The organism is Georgenia sp. Marseille-Q6866 (assembly GCF_965111665.1).
Window position 1 is genome coordinate 48,485 of the sequence record NZ_CBCOOR010000003.1, and the last position, 25,376, is coordinate 73,860.

A 25,376-nucleotide genomic window follows, 5' to 3' on the forward strand; every position below is an offset into this window, starting at 1 on the left:
CGACGTGAAAGGGGATGAGGTGGAGCACAGCATCAGGCTCGTGCCGCTGGACGACGGCGAGTTCGCCGCGATGACGGCGGACGTCGACCTCCCGGTGGAGCAGTCCCTCGCCTGGGACGCCTACGACCGTGCCGTCCCCGGACGGCGGCCGTGGAAGCGCTTCGCCTTCCTCGTCGACGAGGAGCCGGCCGCCGTCGTCGCCCTCTCGGAGTACCTCGGGCGCGGCTTCCACTACCTGTGGGCCAAGCACGGGCCGGTCTGGCTCACCGAGCCGACGCCGGAGCTCGAGCGCGCCCTGCGCGAGCGGCTCGTCACCGGCGTGCGCGCCGTCGACCCGCGGCTCGTCTTCGTGCGCCTCCACGCCACTCACCGCACCGAGGACCTCAACCCGCTCCTCCAGTCGGTGACCTACGACCGCACCGTCGTCGTCGAGCTCGACGGGCGCAGCGACGACGAGCTGCTCGCCGGCATGAAGAAGCGCGGCCGCCGCGACCTGCGCAAGGGCCTGCGCGAGCAGCCCGTCGAGTGCACCGAGGAGACCGGCGCGGCGGACTTCACGCCCTTCTACGAGGTGCTGCGCGAGACCGCCGAGCGCGACGGCTTCGGCGTCCACCCGATGAGCGTCTACACGACCATGCTCGACGCCCTCGGCCCGCAGCACGCCCGCCTGTTCGTCGGGCGGCACGACGGCGAGGTCCAGGCCTGGGTCATCGTCACCGTCCACGACGGCCTCGCGACCGCCTACTACGCCGCGAGCACCGCCGCCGGCCGCGTCCACGACGCGCCCACCCAGCTGTACTGGCACATCATCCGCACCCTGCGCGACGAGGGGGCCCGCCGCTTCGACTTCATGGGCATCGGCTCCGAGCTCGCCCCCTCGCTCGAGGCGCTGACGACGATGAAGACGAAGTTCAACCCCGAGCCCACGGAGGTCGCCCCGGCCTGGGACGTCCCCGTCCGCCCCTGGACCTACACCGCGCTGACCAAGGCCCTGGCCGCCAAGCGGGGTGCCGTCGCGACCGCCCGTCGCGCGGTGCCCGCCGCACGCCGCGTCATCAGCCGCGAGGAGGAGACTGCGTGACCCTGCGCCCCGTCGACGACACCACCTACACCGCCCTGGCCGCGGGCACCCCGCTGCCCGTCGAGCAGGCGCCCGTCTGGGCCGGCTTCGACGCCGTCGTCCCCGGCCGCTCCCACTGGGGCCGGCTCGCCTTCGATGACGACGGCGCCACGGCCGCCGTCGTCACCCTCGCCGAGGTCCGCGGCCCGGGTGGCTTCCGGTACCTGTGGGCGAAGAACGGGCCGGTGTGGCTCGTGGAGCCGACGCCGGAGCGGGAGGCCGCGCTGCGCCGCGAGCTGGGCGAGCAGCTGCGCCGCCTCGACCCGCGGCTCGTCTTCGTCCGCCTCCACGCGCGCCACGAGGCGCCGGACCTGCGCCCGGTCATGCAGGGCATCACCTACGACCGCACGGTGGTCGTCGACCTCGACCGCAGCGAGGACGAGGTCTTCGCCGCGATGAAGCAGCAGGGCCGCCGCGCCATCCGCAAGGCCCTCAAGGACGAGTCGCTCACGGTGGGCGAGGAGACCGGCCTGGACGAGGCCGCCTTCGCCGAGCTCTACGACGTCTTCGTCGAGACGGGGGAGCGCGAGGGCTTCGGCCCCCACCCCGCCCGGCGCTACCTCGACATGCTCTCCACCCTCGGCCCCGAGCACGCCCGCGTGTTCGTCACCCGCCGCGACGGGCGTGCCCTCGCCTGGGCGCTGGTCCTCGTCAACGACGGCGCCGCGCTGTACTCGGTGGGCGCGTCGAACTCCGAGGCGCGCGGGGCCTACGCCGCCGACCTCCTCCACTGGGAGGTCATCCGCACGTTGCTCGCCGAGGGCGTGCGCTCCTACGACCTCGCCGGCGCCGGCTCCGAGCGCTTCCCGGGGCTGTCCGGGCTCACCCAGTTCAAGACGAAGTTCGAGAAGGAGATCAGCGAGGTCTCCCCGGCCTGGGACATGCCGCTCCACCCGCGCGCCTACACGGCGCTGGTCAAGGCGCTGGAGACCAAGCGCCGCGCGACCGCAAAGCTCGGCGAGCTGAAGCGCCGCGCCCGCGCCTAACTGCCCCACCCGGCCCCACCCCTCGCACATATGCGGGAAAAGTACGGTCGTTCGGGGGACTCGGCTGCAGGTATCCCGCATATGCGGGTGGGGGAGGGGTCAGCCGACGATGCTGCTGCCCGTGTAGAGGTGGAGGACTGGGACGCCTAACGCCTCGCGGGCTCGGCTTGCCCAGTCGCGTCGGAAGGTGTCGTCGAGGAGCTTGGGGCTCGTCACGACGACGACCTCGAAGGCCCGGTGGTTCGCCACCGCCTGGCTGAGGGCGGGCAGCGGGTCGTCGGCGACGACGACGCCGTCCGCCGTCGCCCCGGCCGCCTCGAGCAGCTCGAGGGACAGGCGCAGCGCCTCGGCCGCCTCGGTCCGCGCCGCACGGTCGTCCGGGTCGGGGTTGGTGATGTCGTGCCACAGCCGGCGCAGGTCGAGCAGGCCGAGGTCGTTGACGACCTCCTGGAGGACGTTGTGCTCGGTGTCGGCCGGGACGAGCACCTCGAAGCGCACGTCCCGCCCGGCGTAGGTCTCGACGATCTGCGCGACGTCGGTGTCGAGGAGGGTGTCCTCGGTCAGGATGACGACGGTCTGCGGCACTGTTTCTCCAGGTGTCTCGTTCGTCTGGTACGCACCTCCGGTCCTGCGGACGCGATCTGGAGGTGCGTCCAGACGACCATATGTGCGTCCCAGGCGGAAGGGGGCGGGGACAGGGCGGGATGGCGCCTCAGACGCGGAGGACGACGACGTCGTGGCCCGGGAGGGTCAGCGTCTCGCCGTCCGCGGTCGCCTCGCCCGTCCAGGAGAGGACGACCTCGCGGACCTGGCCGCGCAGACGGACCTCGCGCGGCGCCTCCTCGAGGTTGGCGATGATCGCGACCGAGCCGCGGTACATGCCGATCCAGGCGCCGTCGTCGCACGTCGTCACGCCGGTGTCCACGCGCACGCCGCTGGCGATGTCCGGCTCCGCGTGCCGCAGCGCGATGAGCTCGCGGTAGAACGCGAGGAGCCGGGAGTGCCGCTCCTGGCCGGGCTCGGACCAGTCGAGGCGGCTCGCCTCGACAGTGGCGGGGGACTGGGGGTCGGGCACCTCGACGTCGCCGCCGTACACGTCCTCCCAGCCGTGGGAGGCGAACTCCTCGCGGCGGCCCTTGCGGATGGCCTCGGCGAGCTCGGGCTCGGCGTGGTCGGTGAAGTACTGGAACGGGGTGGTCGCGCCCCACTCCTCACCCATGAAGAGCATCGGGGTGTAGGGGCCGAGGATCGTGAGCGCGGCCGAGACGGCGAGCTGGCCGTCGCTGAGCGCGCGGCTGGGGCGGTCCCCCATGGCGCGGTTGCCCACCTGGTCGTGGTTCTGGCTGAAGACGACGAAGCGGCGGGTGTCGACCTCGGCCGGGACGGGCGCGCCCCAGACCTTGCCGCGGAACTCGGAGTACGTGCCGGCGTGGACGAAGGTCTCGGCCAGCGCGGTGCGCAGGGTCTCGGTGGTCCCGAAGCTCGCGTAGTAGCCGTGCTGCTCGCCGGTGAGGCGGGCGTGCAGGGCGTGGTGCACGTCGTCGTCCCACTGCGCCGTCATCCCCAGCCCGCCGTCGGCGGTGGGGGTGACCATGCGCGCGTCGTTGAGGTCGGACTCGGCGATGAGGGACAGCGGGCGGCCCACCTCGCGCTCGAGCTCGGCGACGGCGTCGGACAGCTCCGCGAGCACGTGCTGCGGGGAGTCGTCGATGAGCGCGTGGACGGCGTCGAGCCGCAGGGCGTCGAGGCGGAAGTCCCGCAGCCAGCGCAGCGCGTTCTCGACGACGTACTGCCGCACCGGGCCGGCGTCGGGGCCGTCGAGGTTGACGGCCGAGCCCCACGGCGTCTCGTGCCGGTCGGTGAAGTAGGGCCCGAAGGGCGCGAGGTAGTTCCCAGACGGGCCGAGGTGGTTGTAGACGACGTCCAGGCACACGGCCAGGCCGCGGGAGTGGGCGGCGTCGACGAAGCGCTGCAGCGCCTCCGGTCCGCCGTAGGGGTGGTGGACCGCGTACAGCGCGACGCCGTCATAGCCCCAGCCGTGCTGCCCGGGGAAGGCGGCGACGGGCATGAGCTCGACCATGTCGACGCCGAGCTCGGCGAGGTGGTCGAGCCGCTCGATCGCGGCGTCGAGCGTGCCCTCGGGGGTGAAGGTGCCGACGTGGAGCTCGTAGACCACCGCGCCGAGGCTCGAGCGGCCCTTCCAGTGCTCGGCCCGCCACTCGTGCCTGGCCGGGTCGAACACCCGCGAGGGGCCGTGGACCCCGTGCGGCTGCCACGCGCTGCGCGGGTCGGGCAGGCCGGGGCCGCCGTCGAGGTGGAGCAGGTAGTCCGTGCCGGGGGCGAGCGGCTCCGGCGTCGCCCACCAGCCGTTCTCGCGGGCCTCGAGCGGGCGGCGCTCGGCTGCGTCGTCGTCCGGGCCGGTCGGGAGGCTGATCTCGACGGTGCGGGCGGCGGGCGCCCAGACGGTGAGCGGCTCAGTCATCGGCTCTCTCCAGCAGTGCGACGGGGTGAGGGTCGAGGAGGTCGGCGAGGCGGCACGACCCACCGGGCACCTCGCGCCCGGTGAGGACGTCGCGCCACCGGCCCTCGGGCAGGACGACGGTGTGCTCACCGAAGCCGCCCAGGGCGCCGAGCCCGCGCGCGATCCGGGTGACGACCGTGACGGCGCGCGGTCCGGAGTCGTCCCCGCGCGCGAAGGCGATCGCGTGACCGGTGGACGTGGGCAGCGGGAGGTACTGCGAGGACGCGCCGACGAAGGCCGCGGCCTCCCGGCGGCGCAGGCGCAGGGCCCGGGCGGTGAGCGCGAGCTTGACCTCGTCCAGCGTGCTGGGCGTGGCGCCGTCGTCGAGACGGTCGAGCTGGCGGGCCAGCTCGGTGAAGTCGACCGGGCGGCGGTTGTCCGGGTCGACGAGCGACGTGCGGGTCACCTCGGTGCCCTGGTAGACGTCGGCGACACCGAGCACGGTGAGCTGGAGCAGCTTGGTGCCGAGCACCGCGGCACGCACGGCGTCCGCCGTCGTCCGCTCCCACTCGGTGAGGGCCTCGACGACGGCCGGGTGCTCGAGCAGCGCGGCCGCGTAGTCGAGGAGGGCCTCCTCACGGGCGGTGTCGGGGTCGGTCCACGTCGTCCAGGACTTCTGCTCACGCACGGCCTTGACGAGGTAGGCGCGCAGGCGGTCGGCCGTCATCGGGTCCGAGTCGGTCCACGTCCCGGCGAGGACCTGCCACAGGAGGTTCTCCGCGCGGCCGTCGAGGTCCGCGGGCCGGATGTCGGCCGTGGCCTCGCGCAGCCGGCGCACGAGCGCCAGCCACTCCTCGGCGTACTCCGAGAGGACCCCGATGCGGGCGCGGACGTCCTCCCCGCGCTTGGTGTCGTGGGTGCTGCCCGCCGTCATCGTCGCCGGGTACGCGTTGATGGTCTGGGCGACCCACGCGTGCAGCTCGTCGACGCTGATGCCGAAGCGGCGCGGCGAGCCGCCGACCTCGCACAGGCTCACGAGGTGGGTCCACCGGTAGTAGGCGGTGTCCTCCACGCCCTTGGCCATGACGGCGCCGCAGGTCTGCTGGAAGCGGACGATGAGCTCGGCGCGGCGGGCGTCCTGGGTGCGGCCGGCGCTGCCGACCTCGTGGCCCAGGACGAGGTCGACGACGACGTCCAGCGTCTCGTGGCGGTCCTCGTCCAGCCGGGTGCGGGCCTCCTCGGCGGCCTCGCGCACGACCCGCTCGCTCATCTGCGGTGCCGGCTCGCCGGGGACGACGTAGGCGCGGTACCGGTCGAAGGCGACGAGGAGCTCGACGACGCAGTCCTCGAGGGACCGGTAGGTGTGGTCGCGCAGGCGCACGTCCTCGTCGCACAGCTCGCGCAGGATCGTGGCGAGGCGGTGGACCTCGGCGTACAGGGAGGTGCTGATGATCTGACGCTTGGCGTCGGTGATCATCTCGGCCAGCTCGCCGCGGGAGTCGCCGGCGATCTCGGTCATCGCGGTGCCGAGCGCACCGGAGCCGGCCGGGTCGGTGAGGACGGAGTTGATCCGCCAGGCGGCGTCGTAGCCGGTCGTGCCGGCCGCGGGCCAGTCCGGGGCGAGGGTCTCCTCGCCCTCGAGGATCTTCTCCGCCACGACCCAGGCGCCGCCGGTGGCCTCGTCGAGCCGCTCGAAGTAGCCGCGCGGGTCGGCCAGGCCGTCGGGGTGGTCGATGCGCAGGGCGTCGATGTGCCCGGAGCGCATGAGGTCGAGGAGCAGGGCGTGGCTGGCGTCGAAGACGTCCGGGTCCTCCACGCGCAGCGCAGCGAGGGTGTCGACGTCGAAGAAGCGGCGGTAGTTGAGCTCCTCGTCGGCCACCCGCCAGTAGGACAGCCGGTAGAACTGCCGCTCGAGCAGCTCGGCCAGTGGCAGGTGCTCGGTGCTGGGCCGCACCGGGAAGGTGTGCTCGTAGTAGCGCAGCACGGGCTGCTCGCCGAGCTCGGGCTCGGAGGGCACGACCATCTGCTCCACGCGCAGCTCGCCGCCGGCGAGGGCGGCGCCGACCCGCTCGCCGAGCACCGGCATGAGGATGCCGGGACGCTCGGACCCGAGGTCGACGTCGAACCACGCGGCGTAGGGGGAGTCCGGCCCGTCCTTGAGGACCGACCACAGCGCGCGGTTGTGCCAGGCGGGCGTCGGGACGGCCATGTGGTTGGGCACGACGTCGACGACGACTCCCAGCCCGGCCTCGTGCGCCGTCGTGCACAGCCGCTCCAGCCCCTCCCGGCCGCCCATGACGGTCGAGATCCGGGTGTGGTCGACGACGTCGTAGCCGTGGGTGGAGCCGGGAGCCGCCTCGAGGACGGGGGAGAGGTACAGGTCGGTGACGCCGAGCCCCACGAGGTAGGGCACGAGCTGCTCGGCGTCGGCGAAGCTGAGGTCCGGCCCGAGCTGGAGCCGGTAGGTGCTCACCGGGAGGCGGTGGCCCGCCGAGGGCAGGTGACGGGAGGCGGCGGTGGGCTGGGTGCTCACGCCTCCTCCTCGCGGGGGCACACGAGGATGACGGTGTTGTGCGGCAGCACCTCGAGGGTGTCCCCGGGGTGGTAGTCCCCGTTCTCCGTGTGGGTGGGGTCGGTGTTGATCGCCGTGCGCCACACCGCTCCGAACTCCTCCTCCGGGATGGTGAAGGTGACGGGCTCGGCGGCCGCGTTGAGCATGACGAGGAGGTTGTCGTCCGTCACGCGCTCGCCACGGGCGTCGGGCTCGGGGATGGCGTCACCGTTGTAGAAGATGGAGATCGAGCGGGCGTGGGACTGGTCCCAGTCCTCGTCCTCCATCGGCTCGGCGCTGGGCTTGAGCCAGGCGATCTCGCCGACCTCGGACTGGCCGCCGTGGCCGGGGTCACCGGCGAAGAACCGGCGACGGCGCAGCACGGGGTGGGCCATGCGGAAGTGGACCATGCGCTGGGCGAAGTCGAGCAGGTGCTCCTGCTCGTCGGTCAGCGCCCAGTCCACCCACGCCAGCTCGTTGTCCTGGCAGTAGACGTTGTTGTTGCCCTGCTGGGTGCGGCCCAGCTCGTCGCCGTGGGCGATCATCGGCACGCCCTGGGAGAACAGGAGAGTGGCGAGGAAGTTGCGGTGCCGGCGCAGGCGCAGCGCCCGGACCTCGGCGTCGTCGGTCTCACCCTCCGCGCCGCTGTTCCACGAGCGGTTGTGCTCCTCGCCGTCGTTGTTGCCCTCGCCGTTGGCCTCGTTGTGCTTCTCGTTGTAGGAGACGAGGTCGCGCATGGTGAAGCCGTCGTGGGCGGTGACGAAGTTGATCGAGGCCATCGGCCGGCGGCCGGAGTGCTCGTAGAGGTCGGCCGAGCCGGTGATCCGGCTGGCGAACTCCGCGAGGGTCGCCGGCTCACCACGCCAGTAGTCGCGCACGGTGTCGCGGTAGCGCCCGTTCCACTCGGTCCACAACGGGGGGAAGCCACCGACCTGGTAGCCACCCTCACCGAGGTCCCACGGCTCGGCGATGAGCTTGGCCTGGGAGATGACCGGGTCCTGCTGGATGATGTCGAAGAACGACGAGAGCCGGTCCACGGCGTGGAGCTCACGGGCGAGCGTCGAGGCGAGGTCGAAGCGGAAGCCGTCGACGTGCATCTCGGTGATCCAGTACCGCAGCGAGTCCATGATCATCTGGAGCGTGTGGGGGGAGCGCATGAGCAGGGAGTTGCCCGTGCCGGTCGTGTCGAAGTAGTGCGCCTCGTCGCCCTCGACGAGCCGGTAGTACGAGGCGTTGTCGATGCCCTTGAAGGACAGCGTCGGGCCCAGGTGGTTGCCCTCGGCCGTGTGGTTGTAGACGACGTCGAGGATGACCTCGATGTTGGCCTCGTGCAGGGCCTTGACCATCATCTTGAACTCCTGCACCTGCTGCCCGGCCCCACCGAGGGAGCTGTAGGCGTTGTGCGGGGCGAAGAAGCCGATGGTGTTGTAGCCCCAGTAGTTGCTCAGACCCTTCTCCTGCAGGTGCGGGTCGTTGACGAACTGGTGCACGGGCATGAGCTCGAGCGCCGTGACGCCGAGCGCGGTGAGGTGCTCGATGACGGCCGGGTGGGCGATGCCGGCATAGGTGCCGCGCATCTCCTCCGGGACCTCCGGGTGGAGCTCGGTCAGGCCCTTGACGTGGGCCTCGTAGATGACCGAGTCGTGGTACTCGTGGCCCGGCGGGCGGTCGAACTCCCAGTCGAAGAAGGGGTTGATGACGACGGACATCATCGTGTGCGCCGCCGAGTCGTCCTCGTTGCGCTGGGCGGGGTCCTCGAACTGGTAGGAGTACAGCGAGGGGTCGGTCGTGATCTGCCCGTCGATCGCCTTGGCGTACGGGTCGAGGAGGAGCTTGGACGGGTCGCAGCGGTGCCCGTTCTCGGGGTCGTACGGACCGTGCACGCGGTACCCGTAGCGCTGACCCGGCTGGGCGGCGCGCAGGTACCCGTGCCACACGTGACCGTCGACCTCGGTGAGCTCGATCCGCTCCTCGTTGCCGGCCTCGTCGAAGAGGCACAGCTCGACCCGTTCCGCGACGGAGGAGTAGAGCGCGAAGTTGGTGCCGGTGCCGTCAAAAGTGGCACCCAGGGGGTAAGGACGTCCAGGCCAAGGCTGCATGAGCGATAGGTTCTCATCGCTGCAGCGATTCGGCCTGCCGTGCTGGGACGTGGTCCGAAGGAGGACGCGATGCTCGATCTGTCGTCCGGTTGGCAGGTGGCCCTGGAGGTCGTGGGGTGGGTCGGCTCGGGCATCGTCGTGTGGTCGATGATGCAGCAGCGGATCCTGCGCCTGCGCGTGTACAACCTCGTCGGCTGCCTCGTCCAGGTGCTCTACAACGGGGTGCTCGGGGTGTGGCCCGTGGTCGCCCTCAACGTCGTCCTCGCCGTCGTCCAGGTGGTCAACCTCACACGACTGCTGCGCGGCCGCGACGACCCGGACTCCTACTCCGTGGCCGAGGTCCCCGCCCGTGGCCCGCTCCTCGCGCAGCTGGTCGACCGGCACCGTGAGGACGTGGCCCGTTTCCACCCCGGCTTCACCGCCCCGACGGCGGAGGCTGACGCGTTCGTCGTCATGTCCGGGGACGAGGTGGCCGGGTGGGTGGTCGTCCACGACGACGACGGCGTGGCCCAGATCGAGGTTGATTACGTCACCGAGCGTTTCCGCGACCTCTCGCCGGGCCGCTTCGTCTTCCGGCGTAGCGGGGTCCTCGCCGAGCGCGGCTACCGCGCGGTGGCTTGGGCTCCTGACACGGTCGAGCCGTACTACGAGCAGGTGGGCTTCGAGCGCCGCGGCGACCGTTACGTCCTCGACCTCACGCCCTGAGCCGCTGTGTCCGGGCACGCTGGTGCTTCACGAGCTGCGCAGCGAGGGCGGCCGTCCTGTGGACCTGTCCCGGATGTCGGTGGCCGATGGTTCTATGCGGGCATGCGCAGGTCGGAGCATGGGCCGGACGCCGCGCTCGAGCGCCTCGGTCCGACGTTGCAGAGTCTGTACGAGGGTCTCTGCCGGGGCCTCGCCATCGCTGTCGAGGTCCACCGGCAACACCGCTGGCGTCCGGCAGCAGACCTGCACCTGTTCCATCACATCGCCCGGCGTGAGGCGATGGCGCACCTGCGTGACCTCGATCCGCGACTGGATGAGGAGGACAACCTGGGGCTGCCCATGAGTGGGCTCCTGCTTCATCCCACCCCGGTCGACGTCCTCCGCGTGTGGCACAGCGATGACGGTCACGTGCGTGCTCCGGTGACGCACAGCGGCCAGCGTTTCGTGTCCCAGCGGTCAGCGGCGTACGACCTCTTCACGGACACGTCCTTCAGCTCTCAGGCGATGCCCGACGTCTGCAAGACCTACGTCCAGTGGGCGGCCAGGGGATCCGATCTCACGCGATTCGACCTCGTTCGACCCCGGGGGACGAGCGGCGGGTTCGTCGAGCCCGACTGGACCGTCCCACTTCTCGAGGCGATGAGATCGCCGGCGCCGGGCCCTGGCTGTCCGGAGATCGACGCCGATCGCGACGAGTGAGCGCCGCAAGAACGAGCAGGGCCCCCGACCGCTGGTCGGGGGCCCTGCTGCGCTGGTGGGCGATACTGGGTTCGAACCAGTGACCTCCTCGGTGTGAACGAGGCGCTCTACCACTGAGCCAATCGCCCGCGCTGGACGATGTTAGCCCACCGTCGGCCGTGCCCCCAAACCGCTCATGGGTCGAGGTCCTCCGCGGCTCGGGCCGCATAGAGCTCCTGGACTCGCAGCGTCACCGGCCCCGGCGTGATGTCGCGGCCGTCGATGCTGTCGACGGGGACGATGCCGCGCGTGGCGGACGTCACGGCCGCGTGCTCAGCCGCCAGGAACTCGGCCATCGGCACGACCGCCTCGCGCACGGGCAGGCCGGCCTCGGTCGCCCACTCGAGGACGAGCTCCCGCGTGACACCCGCGAGGCAGCCGGAGGCGAGGGGAGGGGTGAGCAGCTCTCCGGCGGTCTCGAGGAAGACGTTGGACGCCGAGCCTTCGCACAGCTCCTCCCGGGTGTTGGCGAGGACCGCCTCGGTCCCGCCCTCGCGGCGGGCGTGCTCGAGCGCGAGGACGTTCTCTCCGTAGGAGGTGGACTTCACGCCCACGAGCGGGGAGCGCTCGTTGCGCACCCACGGCACGACGACGACGGCGGTGCGCGGGCGCGGTCCGTCGGCTCCCGGGTGGGGCACCTGCTCGGCGGAGGCGGTGAGGAGGAGGGTGGGCGTCGCGTCGGCTCGGGCCGTGCCGGCGGGGAGCGGACCGGCCGTCCACGTCATCCGCAGGCGCCCGCTCCCGCCGTCGAGCCGGGCGGCGAGGTCGAGGGCGGCGGAGGTGACGACGTCGGTGGGCGGGACGGGCAGTCCCGCGGTCGTGGCCGAGCGGACGAGCCGGGCCACGTGCCGGCGCAGGGCGAAGGGCCGGCCGGAGACGACGACGCAGGTGTCGAAGACGCCGTCGCCCACCGTGAGGCCCCGGTCCAGGGCCGTGACGACGGGCTCCTCGGCGGGCCGGACCTCGCCGTCGAACCACACGAGAGTGCTCATGGGTGAAGCGTGCCACCAGAGGGGCCGTGGTGACCTCCCCGGTTCACCTCATCGGGACGTGCGGGAAGGGCGGAGGTCGGAGGAGAAGCGGGGAGGTCAGCGGGACGGGGTGGAGGCGAGGGCGACGAGGCGGGACGCCTTGAGCTCGGTCTCGTGCCACTCGGCCTGCGGGTCGCTGCCCCACGTGATGCCGGCGCCGGTGCCGAAGTGGAGCGCGCCGGGGCCGGTGCCTGCGGGCGGCGTCCACCAGAAGGTGCGGATCCCGACGGCGAGCTCGGCCCGGCCGTTGTCGGCGTCGATCCAGCCGACCGCTCCGCAGTACGGGCCGCGCGGGCCCGGCTCCAGCTCGGCGATGAGCCGCAGGGCGCTCGACTTCGGGGCGCCGCTCACCGAGGCGGGCGGCAGCGTGGCGTCGAGCAGCGCAGCCCAGCCGGCTGCGTCCAGCGGGTCGCGCAGTGTGCCGCCGACCCGGGAGACGAGGTGGACGAGCCCGGGGTGCTGCTCGACGGCGCACAGGTCGAGCACCTCGACCGTCCCCGGGAGGCACACGCGCTGGAGGTCGTTGCGGACGAGGTCGGTGATCATGACGTTCTCCGCGCGGTCCTTGGCGCCGAGGTCCTCCGCCCGGGTGGCCGTGCCCTTGATCGGTCCGGACACCACCTGCCCGTCCCGGACGGAGAGGAAGAGCTCAGGGGAGGCGCTGACCACCCAGACCGGCCGCTCGGCCGCCCCGAGCGGGACGTGGACCGTCCCGGCGTGGGGGGCGGGGTTGCCTGCCGCGAGGACGGCGGCGAGCGCGGCGGCGTCCGGCTCCGCCGTCGCCGAGCCGAGCGGGGCGGACAGCACCCGGCAGATGTTCGCCTGGTAGACGTCCCCCTCGCGGACCGCCTCACGCACCCGCCGCACCGCCGCGGTGTAGCCCTCCTCGTCCAGGGAGCTGCGCCAGGACGCGGCGGAGGGGCCGGGCCAGGTCCCGCCGCCGTCCGGTCCAGATCGACCCGTGGTCCTTGTCACATCGTGGACGTCAGGGGCCGTTTCGGCGAAGCGCCAGCCGGTGGTCCGGCCCTCGAAGTCGGCCACCACCGCCCACCACCCCGAGCTCAGCGCCTCGGGGTGTTTACGCAGGTCAGCGCACTCGAGGAGGCCGCGAGCGCGCACTCCGGGGAAGTCCGCGCGGGCCTCCTGGAGGCGTCCGGGGAGGGCTGCTGAGGTCACTCACGCCACGCTAGTGGGCGAGTTGGACGAGCGGCCCTCCCCTCGGCTAATGTTGGCAACGCCGCCGGGGAAGCCCGGCAGCAACGCGGATGTGGCTCAGTTGGTAGAGCATCACCTTGCCAAGGTGAGGGTCGCGGGTTCGAGTCCCGTCATCCGCTCGAGGTACCACCCCCCGGTGGGGCAGTACAAGCCTCAGGGTGGCGTGGCCGAGAGGCGAGGCAGCGGCCTGCAAAGCCGTACACACGGGTTCGAATCCCGTCGCCACCTCGGTTGAAGCAGGACAAGGGCGATTGGCGCAGCGGTAGCGCGCTTCCCTGACACGGAAGAGGTCACTGGTTCGATCCCAGTATCGCCCACGAGAACGAAGCCCCCGGCCGGCTGGCCGGGGGCTTCGTCGTTCGCCCGTGCGGGTCTACCGTGTCCTCCTCGCCAGAGGAGGACCACCGTGGACCAGGTCACGCTCTACCTCGACACCGCCCGTGCCTACACCCGCCTCGTGGCGCTCGTCCGCCGCGCCGACTGGCAGCGGGCGGCGCTCGGCGTCTGGGACGTGCGCGCCCTTGTCGGGCACACGACCCGCGCCCTGACGACCGTCGTCGAGTACCTCGCCGCCCCTGAGCCCACGGACGGCGCCCGGGTGCTCACCGCGCCCGAGTACCTCGCGGCCTTCGCCGCCTCGGCGGACAAGGCCGCAGCCGACGACGCCGTGGCAGCCCGCGGGCACGCGGCCGGGGTCGAGCTCGGCCACGACCCCGCCGCACGGACCGCCGAGCTCACCGACGACGTCGCCCGTGCACTGGAGGGTGTGCCCGTCCAGCGCCTCGTCGCGACCCGCTTCGGACACCTGCGGCTGGAGGAGTACCTGCGCACCCGCACCTTCGAGCTCGTCGTCCACGGTCTCGACCTCGCCCGCGCGCTCACGCTGCCCGGCGACGTCCTCCCGGCCCCGGCCGTCGCCGCTGCGCTCGAGCTGGCGACGCAGACGGCGGCTGCCTCCGGGCGCGGCACCGAGGTCCTCGCCGCGCTCACCGGGCGGGCCCCGCTGCCGCCCGGGTTCGCCGTCCTCTGACGTGGCGCCGGTGTGACGGCCACGACTCCTGCAACGGATCGGTGACGATTCGGCACACGGGCGGGACGGCGCCGGGGGCCCCCGGGCAACCTGAGTACGATCGGTCAGTCATGTCAGATCTTCAGCGGGAGCCCACTGTGTCATCCGTCTCCGAGCAGGTCATCCACGTCGACGGCGCCGAGCGCACGGTCACCGAGGGGACCACCGGGACGGACCTGTTCGGCGAGGACCGCGCCGTCGTCGCCCTCCGGGTGGACGGCGAGCTCAAGGACCTCGCCACCGACGTGTCGCGCCTCCCGGCCGGCGCCGTCGTCGAGAAGGTCGACATCGCCAGCGAGGAGGGCCTGTCCATCCTGCGCCACTCCGCCGCCCACGTGCTGGCCCAGGCCGTGCAGCAGGTGCGCTCGGACGCCCGCCTCGGCATCGGCCCGCCCATCAAGGACGGCTTCTACTACGACTTCGACGTCGAGACGCCCTTCACCCCCGAGGACCTCAAGGACCTCGAGAAGCAGATGAACCGGATCATCCGGGAGGGCCAGACCTTCGTGCGCCGTGTCGTCACCGACGACGAGGCCCGCGCCGAGCTCGCCGACGAGCCGTACAAGCTCGAGCTCATCGGCCTCAAGGGGTCCAGCGCGGAGGACGCCGCCGAGGGCGCCTCGGTGGAGGTCGGCGCCGGCGAGCTGACGATCTACGACAACGTCCGCCGCGGGGGAGAGGTGGCCTGGAAGGACCTGTGCCGCGGCCCCCACCTGCCCAGCACCAAGCTCATCGGCAACGGCTTCGCGCTCATGCGCTCGGCCGCCGCGTACTGGCGCGGCAGCGAGAAGAACCCCCAGCTGCAGCGCGTCTACGGCACGGCGTGGCCCACGAAGGACGAGCTCAAGGCCTACCAGGAGCGCCTGGCGGAGGCCGAGCGTCGCGACCACCGCCGTCTCGGCTCGGAGATGGACCTCTTCTCCTTCCCCGACGAGATCGGCTCCGGCCTGCCCGTCTTCCACCCCAAGGGCGCGACGATCCGCATGGAGATGGAGGAGTACTCCCGCCGCCGTCACGTCCAGGCCGGCTACTCCTTCGTCAACACGCCCCACATCACCAAGGGCCACCTCTTCGAGACCTCCGGGCACCTCGACTGGTACCGCGAGGGCATGTACCCCCCGATGCACCTGGACGAGGAGCGCGACGCCGAGGGCAACATCAAGCGGCAGGGGCAGGACTACTACCTCAAGCCGATGAACTGCCCGATGCACAACCTCGTCTTCGGCTCCCGCGGCCGCTCCTACCGCGAGCTGCCGCTGCGGCTCTTCGAGTTCGGCACCGTCTACCGGTACGAAAAGTCCGGCGTCATCCACGGCCTGACCCGCGCCCGCGGCTTCACCCAGGACGACGCCCACATCTACTGCACCCGCGAGCAGATGAAGGACGAGCTGAACTCCCTGCTCACCTTCGTCCTCGACCTCCTCAAGGACTACGGGCTCGACGACTTCTACCTCGAGCTCTCCACCCGTGACCCGGAGAAGTCCGTCGGTGACGAGGCGACGTGGGAGGAGGCCACCCGCGTGCTCGAGGAGGTCGCCACCGCCTCCGGCCTCGACCTCGTCCCGGACCCGGGCGGCGCCGCGTTCTACGGCCCGAAGATCTCCGTCCAGGCCAAGGACGCCATCGGGCGTACCTGGCAGATGTCGACCATCCAGCTCGACTTCAACCTCCCCGAGCTCTTCGACCTCGAGTACCAGGCCGCCGACGGCACCCGCCAGCGCCCGGTGATGATCCACCGCGCCCTCTTCGGCTCCATCGAGCGCTTCTTCGGCGTGCTCCTCGAGCACTACGCCGGTGCCTTCCCCGCGTGGCTCGCGCCCGTCCAGGTCGTCGCCGTGCCGGTCGCCGACGTCTTCGACGACTACCTCGCCGACGTCGTCGCCCAGCTCCGTGCGCGCGGCGTGCGCGCCGAGCTCGACCAGAGCGACGACCGCTTCAACAAGAAGATCCGCAACGCGACGAAGGAGAAGGTCCCCTTCATCCTCATCGCGGGTGGTGAGGACGCCGACGCCGGAGCGGTCTCCTTCCGCTTCCGGGACGGGTCCCAGCGCAACGGGGTTCCCGTGGCGGAGGCGGTCGAGCTCATCACCTCGGCCATCGCCGAGCGTCGGCAGGTGCTGACGGCGTGAGCGACGTGTCGCCGCCGAGCGGCGAGCCGGCGGAGGGGCTCGTCGGCGTCCCCGACGCGTTCCAGCGGCTGTGGACCCCGCACCGGATGGCCTACGTCGACGGCCACGACAAGCCCGACGACGGCACCACCGGCCAGTGCCCGTTCTGCCGGGCACCGCAGCGGGAGGACGCCGAGGCGCTCATCGTCCACCGCGGTGAGCACGCCTACGTCGTCCTCAACCTCTACCCGTACAACCCCGGCCACCTCCTCGTGTGCCCCTACCGTCACGTCGCCGACCTCACCGAGCTGACGACGGCGGAGCGGGACGAGGTGGGCGCGCTCAGCGCCACCGCGATGACCGTGCTGCGGGCAGTGAGCGCGCCGCACGGCTTCAACCTCGGGATGAACCAGGGCGAGGCCGCCGGCGCCGGGATCGCCGCCCACCTCCACCAGCACGTCGTGCCCCGGTGGGGCGGGGACGCGAACTTCTTCCCGATCATCGCCGGCACCAAGGCGCTGCCGCAGGTGCTCGGCGAGACCCGGGACCTCATTGCCGCGGCGTGGAAGGAGGCGACGTGCTGAGCTCCAAGGGGCGCGTCGTCACGAACGCGATCTTCGGCCCGGTCGCCCGCACCCTCGTCCGGGCCGGGGTCAGTCCCGACACCGTCACCGTCACGGGGACCGTCCTCACCGTCGCCGTCGCGCTGTGGCTGCTGCCCTCCGGGCACTTCGTCGCCGGGCCGCTCGCCATCACCGTCGTCGTCCTCATCGACAGCGTCGACGGGCTCATGGCCCGGATGCTGGGCCGCTCCACCCGCTGGGGCGCCTTCCTCGACTCCACCCTCGACCGTCTCGCCGACGCCGCGATCTTCTCCGGGATCCTCCTGTGGAGCATCGGGGCGGAGGAGACGTGGGTGCTCGGCACCGCGCTGGCCTGCCTCGTCCTCGGCAGCGTCGTGCCCTACGCCAAGGCCCGCGCCGAGGGGCTGGGCATGACGGCCTCGGGTGGGATCGCCGAGCGCGCCGACCGGCTGTTCGTCGCCCTCGCCGCGGTCCTCGCCGTGGGGCTGGGCGCCCCCGTGGCGGTCCTCGTCGTCGCCCTTGGGCTCCTCGCCCTCGCGAGCCTCTACACGGTGGGCCAGCGCATGGCGGCCGTGCGCCGCCAGACGCGTGGTGACCTGGGGGGGACGGCATGAGCCCGGACCCCGCAGCGCTGCTGCTCACCGCCGCACGCGTCGTGCCCCGCCTGCCCGCCTGGCTCTCCTCCGCGCTCTTCGCCGGTGCCGCCGAGCTGGCCGCCCTCACCGGCGTCGCCGGGGTGGGACAGCTGCGCGCCAACATCGCCCGCGCCGTCCCCGACGCGTCCCCCCGCCAGCTGCGGCGGCTCACCCGCCGCGGCATGCGCTCGTACATGCGGTACTACGAGGAGTCGCTGCGCCTGCCGACCGTGAGCGAGGCCCAGCTCGGCCAGCGCGTGCGCGCCGTCAACGACGGGTGGATCCGGGCGGAGCGTGCCGCCGGGCGGCCCGTCGTCGTCGCCCTCGGGCACCTCGGCAACTGGGACCTCGCCGGCGCGTGGGCCACCCGCTTCCTCGCCCCCGTCGTCACGGTCGCCGAGCACCTCGAGCCGGAGGAGCTGTTCCAGAGCTTCCTCGACTTCCGGCGCGGGCTGGGCATGACGATCATCCCGCTCGAGAAGGACGGCTCCACCTTCCGGGAGCTGCTGCGCGAGACCCGCGCCGGCGTCCCCCTCGTGCCGCTGCTCGCCGACCGCGACCTGTCCCGCACGAACGTCGACGTCGCGCTGCTGGGGGAGCGGGCCCGCGTGGCACCGGGCCCCGCGACGCTCGCCGTCGCCACCGGCAGCGCCCTCGCCTTCGTCGGGATCCACTACGAGCGCCTCCGCGGGCCGCGCCGCCAGGCGGCCGGCAGCCGCTGGGGCATCGTCATCACCTTCGGTGACCCCATCAGCCCGCCGGCCGGCGCCTCCCGCGAGGAGACGATCACGGCCCTCACCCAGGCGTGGGTCGACGAGCTCGGTGCGGCCGTCCAGGCCCACCCGGAGGACTGGCACATGCTCCAGCCGCTCTTCGTGAGCGACCTCGACCCCGCGCGCCTCAAGCCCGCCGGGAGCGTGGCCTGATGCGCATCGGGATCGTCTGCGGCTACTCCTTCGACGTGCCGGGCGGCGTGCAGTTCCACGTCCGCGACCTCGCCGAGCACCTCATCGCCACCGGGCACGAGGTGAGCGTCCTGGCCCCGGCCGAGGACGCCACGCCCGTGCCCGACTACATCGTGCCCGCCGGACGGACCGTGGCCCTGCCGTACAACGGCTCGGTGGCGCGCCTCAACTTCGGGCCCGTCGCCGCGGCGCGCACGCGCCGCTGGCTCGAGGAGGGGGACTTCGACGTCCTCCACCTCCACGAGCCCATCACCCCGAGCCTGTCGATGCTCGCGCTGTGGATCGCCGACGGCCCGATCGTCGGCACCTTCCACACCGCCATGGACCGCTCCCGCGCCCTGCAGGTGGCCTCGCCGCTCGTCCGGCCGCTGCTCGAGAAGATCGGCGGCCGGATCGCCGTGTCGGAGGAGGCCCGGCGCACCGTCGTCGAGCACCTCGGCGGGGACGCCGTCGTCGTGCCCAACGGCGTGTTCGTCGACCGCTTCGCCGACGCCCCGCGCGCGGAGGCCTGGTGCGGCACCGACGAGCGACCCACCGTCGCCTTCCTCGGCCGGCTGGACGAGGCCCGCAAGGGGCTGCCCGTGCTCGCCGAGGCCATCCCGCAGGTGCTCGCCCAGGTCCCCGGCGCCCGCTTCCTCGTCGCCGGCCGCGGTGACGTCACCGAGTACCGCGCCTCCCTCGGCCACCTCGGTGACGCCGTCACCTTCCTCGGGCCGGTGAGCGACGCGGAGAAGGAGTCCCTGCTCGCGTCCGCCGACGTCTACGTCGCCCCGCACACCGGCGGGGAGAGCTTCGGGATCGTCCTTGTCGAGGCGATGAGCGCGGGCGCGCACGTCGTCGCCAGCGACATCCCCGCCTTCCGCGCCGTGCTCGACGGCGGCCGGTACGGCACCCTCTTCCCGACCGGTGACGCCGCGGCCCTCGCCGCCGCGCTCGTGCCCGCCCTGCGCGACCGGGACGACTCCCGGCCCGTGCGGGAGGCGGCGCGCGAGGGCGTGCGGCGCTTCGACTGGTCCGTCGTCACCAGGCAGGTCCTCGCCGTCTACGAGATGGTGACGGCGAGCGGCGGTCACGTGCGGGAGGACCCGCGTTCCCGCACCGTGGTCGGCCGCCTGCGCGCGGCGCTGGACGGCCGGACGGAGGGGGAGCAATGACCTGGGAGGGCTGGACGCTCGTCGTCGTGCTGCTCGTTCTCGTCCTCGGCTGGGTGCTGTGGCTGCTCGCCTCGCGCGTGGACCGCCTGCACCGCAAGGTGCTGCGCTCCCGCGCCACCCTCGAGCTCCAGCTCGCCCAGCGCGCGGCCGCTGCCCACGAGCTCGCGATGAGCGGGGCCCTCGATCCCGTCGAGGCCGTGCTCCTCGCCGACGTCGCCCAGCGCGCCAGTGCCGGCGCGCCCGGCCGCGTGGTCCCCGACGGCCTCGAGGGCGAGCCCGACGTCGAGGAGCCCGTCGGCGACGTCGACCGCTCCCTCGTCGAGTCCGAGCTGTCCCGCACGCTGCGCGCCCTGCTCGAGTCGCACGCCGACACCGAGCCGCTCGGGGACAACCCGCTCGCCGTCGACCCGCTCCACCGGCTCGACGCCGCGTGGTACCGGCTCGAGCTCGCCCGCCGGTTTCACAACGCCCACGTCGCCGAGGTGCGGCGCATGCGCGCCAACCCCGTCGTGCGGGTGCTCCACCTCGCCGGCCGGGCACCGATGCCGCACGCCTTCGACATGGACGACGCCCGGCCCGCACGCTGAGCGCGGCCGTCCGCCCTCCGCGGGCGACGTCGCCGGCTGGCCCTACGCTGATCGCCATGGCCCTTCCCCCTCAGCCCTACCCGCCGTCCGGGCGCCCGGTGCAGCCCACCGCCTACCTGGCCGGCCAGCAGCCGCAGACCGCGCCCTGGGGCACCGGTGGTCCGCCCGCGCCTTCCCAGGCGCCCTGGCAGCCTCCTCGGCCGCGGCGAGGCGGGACGGTGCTCGTGCTCGTCGGCACCGGCGTGGGGATCCTCGCGCTCATCGCGACCGTCGCGCAGATCGCCAGCCTCACGAGCGCCGGCGCGGCGCTCACCGGTGGCATCGTCGCGCTGGTCCCGCTCGTGGCCGTCCTCCTCGGCATTCGCTGGATCGACCGGTGGGAGCCCGAGCCCCGGTACGCGCTGCTCTTCGCGTTCCTCTGGGGCGCCGGCGTCTCGACGCTCGTGTCGATCTGGCTCAACACGGCCTTCTCCACAGCCGTCTACTACAGCACCGGGAACGTCGAGACGGCCGAGATGCTCGGCGCCGCGCTCGGCGCACCGCTCATCGAGGAGACCGCCAAGGGGATGGGCGTGCTGATCCTCTTCCTCGCCCGGCGCCGGTACTTCGACGGGCCGGTCGACGGGATCGTCTACGCCGCGACGGTGGCAGCCGGGTTCGCCTTCGTCGAGAACATCCTCTACTTCGGCCGCTCCATCGACATGCTCCCGCAGATCTTCGTCATGCGCGGGATCCTGTCCCCGTTCGCGCACGTGATGTTCACGGTGGCGATCGGCATCGCGCTCGGCCTCGCGGCCCGCAGCCGGTCCTCCCTCGCGTGGGTGGGGGCGCTGCCCCTCGGGTGGCTCGTGGCGGTGCTGCTCCACGCGCTGTGGAACGGCAGCACCTTCACCGGCTCGTTCTTCGGTCTCTACGTCCTCGTCCAGGTCCCGCTGTTCGTCGCGGCGATCATCCTCGTCGTCTGGCTGCGCCGCCGGGAGCGGCGCATCATCACCGGGCGGCTCGTCGAGTACGCGCGCGCCGGCTGGCTGGCCCCGCACGAGGTCACCATGCTCGGCTCCTTCCCCGGCCGGCGGGCCGCCATGTCGTGGGCCGCGCGCGGCGGCCCCTCCGCCAAGGCCGCGATGAGGACCTTCCAGCACTCGGCGACCGCACTGGCACTGGGCCGCCAGCGCTTCGCCACCGGCCGCGCCGAGCCCAGCTACCACCACGACGAGCGGGTGCTCCTCGACCGGGTCACCACCTCGCGCACCACCTTCCTCCAGGCACTCACCCAGGCCCGCTGAAAGACCCCGGCGAGGTCCAGCGGTGACGGGAAGCGGGTCGGGGAACCGCACGGGCCGGCCGTGCGACCTCCTCGGGTACTGGGAGTCCGCAACGTTCCGGACGGACGTGCTCGAGTGGGTGCGCGACGTGCTGGCGGGGTACGGGATCGCCGTGCACCGGGAGCCGCTCACCCACCGGGTCCGGTTCTGGTCGGCGGTCCTGCGCATCCCCAGCGAGGCCGGCACCTTCTGGCTGAAGGCGACCAACCCCGGGCAGGCCTTCGAGGGGCCGCTGCTCGCACGGCTCGGCGAGCTCGTCCCGGACCACGTCCTCGCGCCGGTGGCGGTCCACGCCGGGAGAGGGTGGATCCTCCTGCCCGACGGCGGACCGAGCGTGGGGGAGAGCGTCCCCGTCCCCGTCGCGGAGTGGGAGGGACTCGTCGCGCAGGTGGCCCGGATGCAGCGGGCGCTCGTGGGCCACGGCGCGGAGCTCGGCCGAGCCGGACTGCCCTCCCTCCTGCCGGAGGACGCCCACGCCTACGCCACCGAGCTCCTCGGTCGCCTCGCCCGTCTGCCCGCGGACCACCCGCAGCACGTCGGTGCGGAGGAGCACCGGGCCCTCCTGCTCGGCCTGCGGGACGTGGCCCCACTCTTCGCCGAGCTCGCCGACTGCGGCGTGCCGCCCAGCCTGCAGCCCAACGACACGAGCGCCGCGAACGCCGTCCGGGCTGCCGGCGGCCGGGGCTACCGGTTCTTCGACCTCGGCGACGCGTTCTGGTCCCACCCCTTCGCCGTACTCCAGGTACCGCTGCGGATGGCGACCGGCAGCTGGCCACACGCGCCGGCCGCCACGGACCCCACGAGGAGGCGCCTCGTCAGTGCCTACCTCGGCGAGTGGACCGGGACGGAGGACGACGGGCTCGTCGACGCGGCGGACCGGTTGGCGAGCCTGCACCGGTGCGAGTCGTGGCGGCGCCTGCTCAAGGGGGTGGACGGACTCACCGTGAGGGCACCGCGCCTGGCCGATTGGGTCGCGGACGCCGTCCGCCCAGCGCCGTGAGCGCCCCGGCCCGCGGGCGGTGTCCCAGTGCTCGGAGCCGGGCACTGGACCGTCGCCGGAGGCTGGACAGGCGCCCCGGGCGCTGAGCCGCCGCACGTAGACTGGCGGCGCCCTGCTCCCTCCACCACCGAGGTACACCGTGTCCCATGAGACCCCCACGCCCAGCGCCCCCCAGCTCGGCACCGCCCGCGTCAAGCGCGGCATGGCCGAGATGCTCAAGGGCGGCGTCATCATGGACGTCGTCACCCCCGAGCAGGCGCGCATCGCCGAGGACGCCGGCGCCGTGGCCGTCATGGCCCTCGAGCGCGTGCCCGCGGACATCCGCTCCCAGGGCGGGGTGTCGCGGATGAGCGACCCGGACATGATCGACGGCATCATCGCCGCAGTCTCGATCCCCGTCATGGCCAAGGCCCGCATCGGGCACTTCGTCGAGGCCCAGGTCCTCCAGAGCCTCGGGGTCGACTACGTCGACGAGTCCGAGGTCCTCAGCCCGGCCGACTACGAGCACCACATCGACAAGTGGCAGTTCACCGTGCCCTTCGTGTGCGGGGCGACCAACCTCGGCGAGGCGCTGCGCCGCATCTCCGAGGGCGCGGCCATGATCCGCTCCAAGGGCGAGGCCGGCACCGGTGACGTCTCCAACGCCACGACGCACATGCGGCGCATCCGCCAGGACATCCGCCGCCTGTCCTCGCTGCCCGAGGACGAGCTCTTCGTCGCCGCCAAGGAGCTGCAGGCGCCCTACGACCTCGTCGTCGAGGTGGCGCGCACCGGGCAGCTGCCCGTCGTGCTCTTCACCGCCGGTGGCATCGCCACCCCGGCCGACGCCGCGATGATGATGCAGCTCGGCGCCCAGGGCGTCTTCGTCGGCTCGGGCATCTTCAAGTCCGGCAACCCGGCGCAGCGCGCCGCCGCCATCGTCCGCGCGACGACCTTCTTCGACGACCCCGCCGTCGTCGCCGACGTCTCCCGCGGGCTGGGCGAGGCGATGGTCGGCCTCAACGTCGACGAGGTCCCCGTGCCGCACCGTCTCGCCGAGCGCGGTTGGTGACGACCTACGGGCTGGGCCCCGACTGGGTGCCCGGCCCCGACGGCGTGCCCTTCCGGCGCGCCGCGCGCGTCATCCTCCTCGACGACGCCGACCGGCTTCTCCTCGTGCGTGGCCACGACGCGGGCGAGACGAGCCGCTCGTGGTGGTTCACGGTGGGCGGCGGCCTCGAGCCGGGGGAGGACCCGCGCGCGGGCGCGCTGCGGGAGCTGCGGGAGGAGACCGGTCTGCACCTGTCCGCCGCCCAGCTCGAGGGCCCCGTCCTCACCCGCAGCGCGGTCTTCGACTTCGCCGCCGTCACGTGCCGCCAGGACGAGGAGTTCTTCCTCGCCCGCGGCACCGACACGCGCCTGGACCACGCCGGCTGGACCGAGCTCGAGCGTGACGTCCTCGACGAGCTGCGTTGGTGGCAGCTGGACGAGCTGGACGCCGCCGTGGCGGCCGGCGCGGTCGTCTACCCCCGGCTGCTGCCCGGGCTCGCACGGCGGCTCGCGGGCGGCTGGGACGGGACCAGCGAGCACGTCGTCGAGTAGCACGCCCGCGGCGTCGTAGACTGGTGGTTCGTGACCTCCCCGCGCATCGGCGTCCTGGCTCTCCAGGGTGACGTGCGCGAGCACCTCGCGGCTCTCGAGGCCGCCGGCGCCCACGCCGTGCCGGTACGGCGCGCGGGTGAGCTCGCCGCCGTCGACGGTCTCGTCCTGCCGGGCGGGGAGTCGACGACGATCGGCAAGCTGCTCGTCGCCTTCGACCTGCTCCCGCAGCTGCGCGAGCAGATCGGGGCGGGGCTGCCCGTCTACGGCTCGTGCGCCGGGATGGTGCTGCTCGCCGACCGCGTGGCGGACGCACACGGCCCTCTCGTCGGGGGCATGGACGTCACGGTCCGGCGCAACGCCTTCGGACGGCAGGTGGACTCCTTCGAGGAGGACCTCCTGGCGCCCGGGCTCGGCATCGTCGACGCCCCTCTCCGCGCGGTGTACATCCGGGCACCGTGGGTGGAGGAGGCGGGTGACGGCGTCGAGGTCCTCGCACGCGTGAGGTCGGGACCCGCCACCGGTAGGATCGTGGCAGCTCGACAGGGCGCGCTGCTCGTCACCGCCTTCCACCCGGAGATCAGCGACGACGCGCGGGTGCACCGTGCGTTCGTCGACCTGGTGCGTGCACACGCCTAGCGCCACCTGTCCCCACCGTCCCCGCGGGGACGCCGTCGTCAGCAAGGAGCACACAGTGTCCGGTCACTCCAAGTGGGCCACCACCAAGCACAAGAAGGCCGCGATCGACGCGAAGCGGGGCAAGCTCTTCGCGCGCCTCGTCAAGAACATCGAGGTGGCCGCCCGCACGGGCGGAGGTGACCCGGCCGGCAACCCCACCCTCTTCGACGCGATCCAGAAGGCGAAGCGGAACTCGGTCCCGGCGGACAACATCGACCGCGCGGTCAAGCGCGGCTCCGGCGCCGAGGCCGGCGGCGCGGACTACGAGACGATCATGTACGAGGGCTACGCCTCCGGTGGTGTGGCCGTCCTCGTCGAGTGCCTCACCGACAACCGCAACCGCGCCGCCTCCGACGTGCGCGTCGCCTTCACTCGCAACGGCGGCACGCTCGCCGACCCGGGCTCGGTCTCCTACCTCTTCCACCGGCGCGGCGTCGTCATCGTGCCCAAGACCGACGGCCTCACCGAGGACGACGTCCTCACCGCCGTCCTCGACGCGGGCGCCGAGGAGGTCAACGACCACGGTGAGGCCTTCCAGGTCGTCAGCGAGGCGACCGACGTCGTCGCGGTGCGCACCGCGCTGCAGGAGGCCGGGCTGGAGTACGACTCGGCCGAGGCTCAGTTCGTCCCGTCGATGGAGGTCGAGGTCGACGTCGAGGGCGCCCGCAAGGTGCTGCGCCTCATCGACGCCCTCGAGGACTGCGACGACGTCCAGAACGTCTTCGCGAACTTCGACGCCTCCGACGAGGTCCTCGCCGCGCTCGACGAGGACTGACGCCGGCGGTGT

Annotated in this window: 23 protein-coding genes and 4 tRNA genes; 20 read left to right on the plus strand and 7 right to left on the minus strand. The window is 72.8% G+C overall.

Annotated features, from left to right (window positions below; translation table 11 throughout):
* Positions 1–19 precede the first annotated feature (19 nt).
* Both ACWPXV_RS03540 and ACWPXV_RS03545 read left to right on the plus strand, forming a co-directional pair.
* Positions 20–1,081, plus strand: coding sequence for a lipid II:glycine glycyltransferase FemX (locus ACWPXV_RS03540; protein ID WP_454083932.1), 1,062 nt, complete (start codon positions 20–22; stop codon positions 1,079–1,081).
* On the plus strand, positions 1,078–2,106 hold the full coding sequence (locus ACWPXV_RS03545; protein ID WP_454083933.1) for a lipid II:glycine glycyltransferase FemX: 1,029 nt from the start codon (positions 1,078–1,080) through the stop codon (positions 2,104–2,106). Before ACWPXV_RS03540 ends, ACWPXV_RS03545 begins: the two co-directional genes overlap by 4 nt.
* A gap of 99 nt (positions 2,107–2,205) precedes the next feature.
* Here the strand turns inward: ACWPXV_RS03545 and ACWPXV_RS03550 are convergent, their stop codons facing one another.
* The 4 genes from ACWPXV_RS03550 to glgX form a co-directional block, all read right to left on the minus strand.
* On the minus strand, positions 2,206–2,691 hold the full coding sequence (locus ACWPXV_RS03550) for a hypothetical protein (RefSeq protein WP_454083934.1): 486 nt from the start codon (positions 2,689–2,691) through the stop codon (positions 2,206–2,208).
* A 127-nt stretch (positions 2,692–2,818) separates the two neighbouring features.
* Positions 2,819–4,588, minus strand: coding sequence for a malto-oligosyltrehalose trehalohydrolase (gene treZ, locus ACWPXV_RS03555; RefSeq protein WP_454083935.1), 1,770 nt, complete (start codon positions 4,586–4,588; stop codon positions 2,819–2,821).
* Positions 4,581–7,100 carry a malto-oligosyltrehalose synthase gene (treY, locus tag ACWPXV_RS03560; RefSeq protein ID WP_454083936.1) on the minus strand — a complete coding sequence of 840 codons (2,520 nt, stop codon included), beginning with the start codon at positions 7,098–7,100 and terminating at the stop codon, positions 4,581–4,583. The genes treZ and treY overlap by 8 nt, the downstream gene beginning before the upstream one ends.
* Positions 7,097–9,217 (minus strand): glycogen debranching protein GlgX, encoded by a 2,121-nt coding sequence (gene glgX / locus ACWPXV_RS03565; RefSeq protein WP_454083937.1) that lies wholly within the window; start codon positions 9,215–9,217, stop codon positions 7,097–7,099. Before glgX ends, treY begins: the two co-directional genes overlap by 4 nt.
* A 69-nt stretch (positions 9,218–9,286) precedes the next feature.
* Between glgX and ACWPXV_RS03570 the strand changes: the two genes are divergently transcribed.
* Positions 9,287–9,922 (plus strand): hypothetical protein, encoded by a 636-nt coding sequence (locus ACWPXV_RS03570; protein WP_454083938.1) that lies wholly within the window; start codon positions 9,287–9,289, stop codon positions 9,920–9,922.
* A 102-nt stretch (positions 9,923–10,024) separates the two neighbouring features.
* Positions 10,025–10,621 carry a hypothetical protein gene (locus tag ACWPXV_RS03575; RefSeq protein ID WP_454083939.1) on the plus strand — a complete coding sequence of 199 codons (597 nt, stop codon included), beginning with the start codon at positions 10,025–10,027 and terminating at the stop codon, positions 10,619–10,621.
* 53 nt (positions 10,622–10,674) lie between these two features.
* Here ACWPXV_RS03575 and ACWPXV_RS03580 read toward each other — a convergent pair.
* The 3 genes from ACWPXV_RS03580 to ACWPXV_RS03590 form a co-directional block, all read right to left on the minus strand.
* A tRNA-Val gene (locus ACWPXV_RS03580) sits at positions 10,675–10,749 on the minus strand.
* A 45-nt stretch (positions 10,750–10,794) separates the two neighbouring features.
* Positions 10,795–11,652, minus strand: a complete 858-nt coding sequence (locus ACWPXV_RS03585) for an aminotransferase class IV (RefSeq protein ID WP_454083940.1) — start codon at positions 11,650–11,652, stop codon at positions 10,795–10,797.
* Positions 11,653–11,748: 96 nt separating this feature from the next.
* Positions 11,749–12,867, minus strand: a complete 1,119-nt coding sequence (locus tag ACWPXV_RS03590; protein ID WP_454083941.1) for a chorismate-binding protein — start codon at positions 12,865–12,867, stop codon at positions 11,749–11,751.
* Between the two features lie 85 nt (positions 12,868–12,952).
* Between ACWPXV_RS03590 and ACWPXV_RS03595 the strand changes: the two genes are divergently transcribed.
* From ACWPXV_RS03595 to ACWPXV_RS03670, 16 genes are all read left to right on the plus strand, one after another.
* A tRNA-Gly gene (locus ACWPXV_RS03595) sits at positions 12,953–13,025 on the plus strand.
* Between the two features lie 38 nt (positions 13,026–13,063).
* A tRNA-Cys gene (locus tag ACWPXV_RS03600) sits at positions 13,064–13,134 on the plus strand.
* Between the two features lie 17 nt (positions 13,135–13,151).
* Positions 13,152–13,223 (plus strand) — tRNA-Val (locus tag ACWPXV_RS03605).
* A gap of 89 nt (positions 13,224–13,312) precedes the next feature.
* Positions 13,313–13,936, plus strand: a complete 624-nt coding sequence (locus ACWPXV_RS03610) for a maleylpyruvate isomerase N-terminal domain-containing protein (protein WP_454083942.1) — start codon at positions 13,313–13,315, stop codon at positions 13,934–13,936.
* 137 nt (positions 13,937–14,073) lie between these two features.
* The gene (gene thrS / locus ACWPXV_RS03615) at positions 14,074–16,104 is read left to right on the plus strand and encodes a threonine--tRNA ligase (RefSeq protein ID WP_454083943.1); all 2,031 of its coding nucleotides are present in this window, start codon (positions 14,074–14,076) and stop codon (positions 16,102–16,104) included.
* Positions 16,101–16,667: an HIT family protein gene (locus ACWPXV_RS03620; RefSeq protein WP_454083944.1), complete on the plus strand. Its 567-nt coding sequence runs from the start codon at positions 16,101–16,103 to the stop codon at positions 16,665–16,667. The genes thrS and ACWPXV_RS03620 overlap by 4 nt, the downstream gene beginning before the upstream one ends.
* A complete protein-coding gene (gene pgsA / locus ACWPXV_RS03625; protein WP_454084106.1) occupies positions 16,664–17,281 on the plus strand; it encodes a phosphatidylinositol phosphate synthase in 618 nt (205 codons plus the stop codon). Before ACWPXV_RS03620 ends, pgsA begins: the two co-directional genes overlap by 4 nt.
* Entirely contained in the window at positions 17,278–18,228 is a 951-nt protein-coding gene (locus tag ACWPXV_RS03630; protein ID WP_454083945.1) for a phosphatidylinositol mannoside acyltransferase, read from the plus strand. The genes pgsA and ACWPXV_RS03630 overlap by 4 nt, the downstream gene beginning before the upstream one ends.
* Positions 18,228–19,421 carry a glycosyltransferase family 4 protein gene (locus ACWPXV_RS03635; protein ID WP_454083946.1) on the plus strand — a complete coding sequence of 398 codons (1,194 nt, stop codon included), beginning with the start codon at positions 18,228–18,230 and terminating at the stop codon, positions 19,419–19,421. The genes ACWPXV_RS03630 and ACWPXV_RS03635 overlap by 1 nt, the downstream gene beginning before the upstream one ends.
* Positions 19,418–20,008: a hypothetical protein gene (locus ACWPXV_RS03640; RefSeq protein WP_251838358.1), complete on the plus strand. Its 591-nt coding sequence runs from the start codon at positions 19,418–19,420 to the stop codon at positions 20,006–20,008. Before ACWPXV_RS03635 ends, ACWPXV_RS03640 begins: the two co-directional genes overlap by 4 nt.
* A 56-nt stretch (positions 20,009–20,064) precedes the next feature.
* Positions 20,065–21,294 carry a PrsW family glutamic-type intramembrane protease gene (locus ACWPXV_RS03645; RefSeq protein WP_454083947.1) on the plus strand — a complete coding sequence of 410 codons (1,230 nt, stop codon included), beginning with the start codon at positions 20,065–20,067 and terminating at the stop codon, positions 21,292–21,294.
* A 22-nt stretch (positions 21,295–21,316) separates the two neighbouring features.
* Positions 21,317–22,333, plus strand: coding sequence for a hypothetical protein (locus ACWPXV_RS03650; protein ID WP_454083948.1), 1,017 nt, complete (start codon positions 21,317–21,319; stop codon positions 22,331–22,333).
* Between the two features lie 139 nt (positions 22,334–22,472).
* A complete protein-coding gene (gene pdxS, locus ACWPXV_RS03655; protein ID WP_454083949.1) occupies positions 22,473–23,384 on the plus strand; it encodes a pyridoxal 5'-phosphate synthase lyase subunit PdxS in 912 nt (303 codons plus the stop codon).
* Positions 23,381–23,914, plus strand: a complete 534-nt coding sequence (locus ACWPXV_RS03660; protein ID WP_454083950.1) for an NUDIX hydrolase — start codon at positions 23,381–23,383, stop codon at positions 23,912–23,914. The genes pdxS and ACWPXV_RS03660 overlap by 4 nt, the downstream gene beginning before the upstream one ends.
* Before the next feature lie 30 nt (positions 23,915–23,944).
* A complete protein-coding gene (gene pdxT, locus ACWPXV_RS03665; protein ID WP_454083951.1) occupies positions 23,945–24,550 on the plus strand; it encodes a pyridoxal 5'-phosphate synthase glutaminase subunit PdxT in 606 nt (201 codons plus the stop codon).
* 55 nt (positions 24,551–24,605) lie between these two features.
* A complete protein-coding gene (locus tag ACWPXV_RS03670) occupies positions 24,606–25,364 on the plus strand; it encodes a YebC/PmpR family DNA-binding transcriptional regulator (protein ID WP_454083952.1) in 759 nt (252 codons plus the stop codon).
* The last annotated feature ends 12 nt before the right edge of the window (positions 25,365–25,376 follow it).

Coding starts and splice junctions, on each gene's coding strand:
- ACWPXV_RS03575 (WP_454083939.1), top strand. CDS start 10,025: ATGCGCAGGTCGGAGCATGGGCCGGACGCCGCGCTCGAGCGCCTCGGT.
- ACWPXV_RS03640 (WP_251838358.1), top strand. CDS start 19,418: ATGACCTGGGAGGGCTGGACGCTCGTCGTCGTGCTGCTCGTTCTCGTC.
- treZ (WP_454083935.1), bottom strand. CDS start 4,588: ATGACTGAGCCGCTCACCGTCTGGGCGCCCGCCGCCCGCACCGTCGAG.
- ACWPXV_RS03630 (WP_454083945.1), top strand. CDS start 17,278: ATGAGCCCGGACCCCGCAGCGCTGCTGCTCACCGCCGCACGCGTCGTG.
- ACWPXV_RS03645 (WP_454083947.1), top strand. CDS start 20,065: ATGGCCCTTCCCCCTCAGCCCTACCCGCCGTCCGGGCGCCCGGTGCAG.
- glgX (WP_454083937.1), bottom strand. CDS start 9,217: ATGCAGCCTTGGCCTGGACGTCCTTACCCCCTGGGTGCCACTTTTGAC.
- ACWPXV_RS03585 (WP_454083940.1), bottom strand. CDS start 11,652: ATGAGCACTCTCGTGTGGTTCGACGGCGAGGTCCGGCCCGCCGAGGAG.
- ACWPXV_RS03635 (WP_454083946.1), top strand. CDS start 18,228: ATGCGCATCGGGATCGTCTGCGGCTACTCCTTCGACGTGCCGGGCGGC.
- ACWPXV_RS03570 (WP_454083938.1), top strand. CDS start 9,287: ATGCTCGATCTGTCGTCCGGTTGGCAGGTGGCCCTGGAGGTCGTGGGG.